Here is a 3,403-nt window from a genome sequence, read left to right as displayed (position 1 = left end):
AGCCTTGCAATGAAATCCAATGGTTCGAAAATGACGTGCGTGGTGCCGTCCCGGTACGGCGTCTTGAGCTGGTAGCGCACGTTGCCGCCTCGTGTTAACGACAGCCGCTTCTCGGATACCGCCGGGCGGCTGATGTACCGGCACAGCCGTTCGAGCTTCTTGCGTTCATCGGCCCTGGCCGCCACGCCGGCGTGCAGGCTGGACCCGGCTACCTTGCCAATCCCGTCACCGAACGGATCACCACTGGTCGGCAGAGTTTGCAAAGTGAACACCTTTCGCCCCGCCTGTGAACCGACAGCGATACGGTAAGTGATCGAGTGCCCCAGCAGGGGTGTCATCGGGTCGTCATCCACCGCATCCGAGGCCAGATAGCTGTTTTCGAGGCACTGTTGCAAATAGTCGGTGGTGATAAACTTATCATCCCCTTTTGCTGATGGAGCTGCACATGAACCCATTCAAAGGCCGGCATTTTCAGCGTGACATCATTCTGTGGGCCGTACGCTGGTACTGCAAATACGGCATCAGTTACCGTGAGCTGCAGGAGATGCTGGCTGAACGCGGAGTGAATGTCGATCACTCCACGATTTACCGCTGGGTTCAGCGTTATGCGCCTGAAATGGAAAAACGGCTGCGCTGGTACTGGCGTAACCCTTCCGATCTTTGCCCGTGGCACATGGATGAAACCTACGTGAAGGTCAATGGCCGCTGGGCGTATCTGTACCGGGCCGTCGACAGCCGGGGCCGCACTGTCGATTTTTATCTCTCCTCCCGTCGTAACAGCAAAGCTGCATACCGGTTTCTGGGTAAAATCCTCAACAACGTGAAGAAGTGGCAGATCCCGCGATTCATCAACACGGATAAAGCGCCCGCCTATGGTCGCGCGCTTGCTCTGCTCAAACGCGAAGGCCGGTGCCCGTCTGACGTTGAACACCGACAGATTAAGTACCGGAACAACGTGATTGAATGCGATCATGGCAAACTGAAACGGATAATCGGCGCCACGCTGGGATTTAAATCCATGAAGACGGCTTACGCCACCATCAAAGGTATTGAGGTGATGCGTGCACTACGCAAAGGCCAGGCCTCAGCATTTTATTATGGTGATCCCCTGGGCGAAATGCGCCTGGTAAGCAGAGTTTTTGAAACGTAAGGCCTTTGAATAAGACAAAAGGCTGCCTCATCGCTAACTTTGCAACAGTGCCGAATTTAGCGCGGTCGCTAAACATTTCGGCACCACCCAGGTGCTGCACGATATCAATCTGAAAATTGATGCCGGTGAATACCGGCTGGCTGCCGACGATCCGGATGAGGAGAACACCCTCGCCACGGCAGTTTTCACCCTCGATGCCAACCACGTCAGGTGGCAAATTTTCGACATTAACCGCGACGATGCTAAATTTCAGGGAGAAGTGCGTGGGTGAGATAGCCGGTCGTCAGTCATAAAGGGCAGGGTAGTACCGTTGGCCCGGCGTTCGATAGTACCGTCCGGATACTGCCAGATATCGGCGTCCAGGGAGATGTCCTGAAGCGCGGTGTCCGGAATTTCAGGTTTGTGTCTCTACAAAGACTAACTATCAGAAAAACTCATCGAGCATCAAATGAAACTGCAATTTATTCATATCAGGATTATCAATACCATATTTTTGAAAAAGCCGTTTCTGTAATGAAGGAGAAAACTCACCGAGGCAGTTCCATAGGATGGCAAGATCCTGGTATCGGTCTGCGATTCCGACTCGTCCAACATCAATACAACCTATTAATTTCCCCTCGTCAAAAATAAGGTTATCAAGTGAGAAATCACCATGAGTGACGACTGAATCCGGTGAGAATGGCAAAAGCTTATGCATTTCTTTCCAGACTTGTTCAACAGGCCAGCCATTACGCTCGTCATCAAAATCACTAGCATCAACCAAACCGTTATTCATTCGTGATTGCGCCTGAGCGAGACGAAATACGCGATCGCTGTTAAAAGGACAATTACAAACAGGAATCGAATGCAACCGGCGCAGGAACACTGCCAGCGCATCAACAATATTTTCACCTGAATCAGGATATTCTTCTAATACCTGGAATGCTGTTTTCCCGGGGATCGCAGTGGTGAGTAACCATGCATCATCAGGAGTACGGATAAAATGCTTGATGGTCGGAAGAGGCATAAATGCCGTCAGCCAGTTTAGTCTGACCATCTCATCTGTAACATCATTGGCAACGCTACCTTTGCCATGTTTCAGAAACAACTCTGGCGCATTGGGCTTCCCATACAATCGATAGATTGTCGCACCTGATTGCCCGACATTATCGCGAGCCCATCTATACCCATATAAATCAGCATCCAGGTTGGAATTTAATCGCGGCCTCGAGCAAGACGTTTCCCGTTGAATATGGCTCATAACACCCCTTGTATTACTGTTTATGTAAGCAGACAGTTTTATTGTTCATGATGATATATTTTTATCGGCACTGTTGCAAATAGTCGGTGGTGATAAACTTATCATCCCCTTTTGCTGATGGAGCTGCACATGAACCCATTCAAAGGCCGGCATTTTCAGCGTGACATCATTCTGTGGGCCGTACGCTGGTACTGCAAATACGGCATCAGTTACCGTGAGCTGCAGGAGATGCTGGCTGAACGCGGAGTGAATGTCGATCACTCCACGATTTACCGCTGGGTTCAGCGTTATGCGCCTGAAATGGAAAAACGGCTGCGCTGGTACTGGCGTAACCCTTCCGATCTTTGCCCGTGGCACATGGATGAAACCTACGTGAAGGTCAATGGCCGCTGGGCGTATCTGTACCGGGCCGTCGACAGCCGGGGCCGCACTGTCGATTTTTATCTCTCCTCCCGTCGTAACAGCAAAGCTGCATACCGGTTTCTGGGTAAAATCCTCAACAACGTGAAGAAGTGGCAGATCCCGCGATTCATCAACACGGATAAAGCGCCCGCCTATGGTCGCGCGCTTGCTCTGCTCAAACGCGAAGGCCGGTGCCCGTCTGACGTTGAACACCGACAGATTAAGTACCGGAACAACGTGATTGAATGCGATCATGGCAAACTGAAACGGATAATCGGCGCCACGCTGGGATTTAAATCCATGAAGACGGCTTACGCCACCATCAAAGGTATTGAGGTGATGCGTGCACTACGCAAAGGCCAGGCCTCAGCATTTTATTATGGTGATCCCCTGGGCGAAATGCGCCTGGTAAGCAGAGTTTTTGAAACGTAAGGCCTTTGAATAAGACAAAAGGCTGCCTCATCGCTAACTTTGCAACAGTGCCGTTTTCGACATCCCGTTCCAGCAGGCCTTGCCGTTCCAGATAGCGACCCACCCGGTGGGCGATGGTGTGCGTCAGCTGGGTGAGCTCTGGGCTGGTCGGCGCCTTGACCCAGCGGAAACGCGCTGAG

4 protein-coding genes and 2 pseudogenes are annotated in these 3,403 nt (G+C 51.7%); 3 read left to right on the top strand and 3 right to left on the bottom strand.

All coding sequences use genetic code 11. The annotated features are described in order from the left end of the window. Positions 1-395 (bottom strand): annotated as a pseudogene (locus tag FTU46_RS16490) (transposase); the annotation flags it as partial. A gap of 50 nt (positions 396-445) precedes the next feature. Here FTU46_RS16490 and FTU46_RS16485 point away from each other — a divergent pair. Both FTU46_RS16485 and FTU46_RS16480 read left to right on the top strand, forming a co-directional pair. Continuing rightward, positions 446-1,150, top strand: coding sequence for an IS6-like element IS26 family transposase (locus tag FTU46_RS16485; RefSeq protein WP_001067856.1), 705 nt, complete (start codon positions 446-448; stop codon positions 1,148-1,150). A gap of 91 nt (positions 1,151-1,241) precedes the next feature. After that, a complete protein-coding gene (locus FTU46_RS16480; protein WP_000902128.1) occupies positions 1,242-1,421 on the top strand; it encodes a hypothetical protein in 180 nt (59 codons plus the stop codon). A gap of 153 nt (positions 1,422-1,574) precedes the next feature. Here the strand turns inward: FTU46_RS16480 and FTU46_RS16475 are convergent, their stop codons facing one another. Beyond that, positions 1,575-2,390 carry an aminoglycoside O-phosphotransferase APH(3')-Ia gene (locus tag FTU46_RS16475; protein ID WP_000018326.1) on the bottom strand — a complete coding sequence of 272 codons (816 nt, stop codon included), beginning with the start codon at positions 2,388-2,390 and terminating at the stop codon, positions 1,575-1,577. Between the two features lie 129 nt (positions 2,391-2,519). Between FTU46_RS16475 and FTU46_RS16470 the strand changes: the two genes are divergently transcribed. Continuing rightward, the gene (locus FTU46_RS16470; RefSeq protein WP_001067856.1) at positions 2,520-3,224 is read left to right on the top strand and encodes an IS6-like element IS26 family transposase; all 705 of its coding nucleotides are present in this window, start codon (positions 2,520-2,522) and stop codon (positions 3,222-3,224) included. A 28-nt stretch (positions 3,225-3,252) separates the two neighbouring features. On the opposite strand, the pseudogene FTU46_RS16895 reads toward FTU46_RS16470, so the two are convergent. Further along, a pseudogene (locus tag FTU46_RS16895) lies at positions 3,253-3,403 on the bottom strand (IS91 family transposase); the annotation flags it as partial.

It is taken from the genome of Acinetobacter sp. YH12108 (assembly GCF_013419055.1).
Classification (GTDB): domain Bacteria; phylum Pseudomonadota; class Gammaproteobacteria; order Pseudomonadales; family Moraxellaceae; genus Acinetobacter.
The sequence above is the reverse complement of the archived record's forward strand: the minus strand, read 5'-3'. Positions and strand labels throughout refer to the sequence as shown.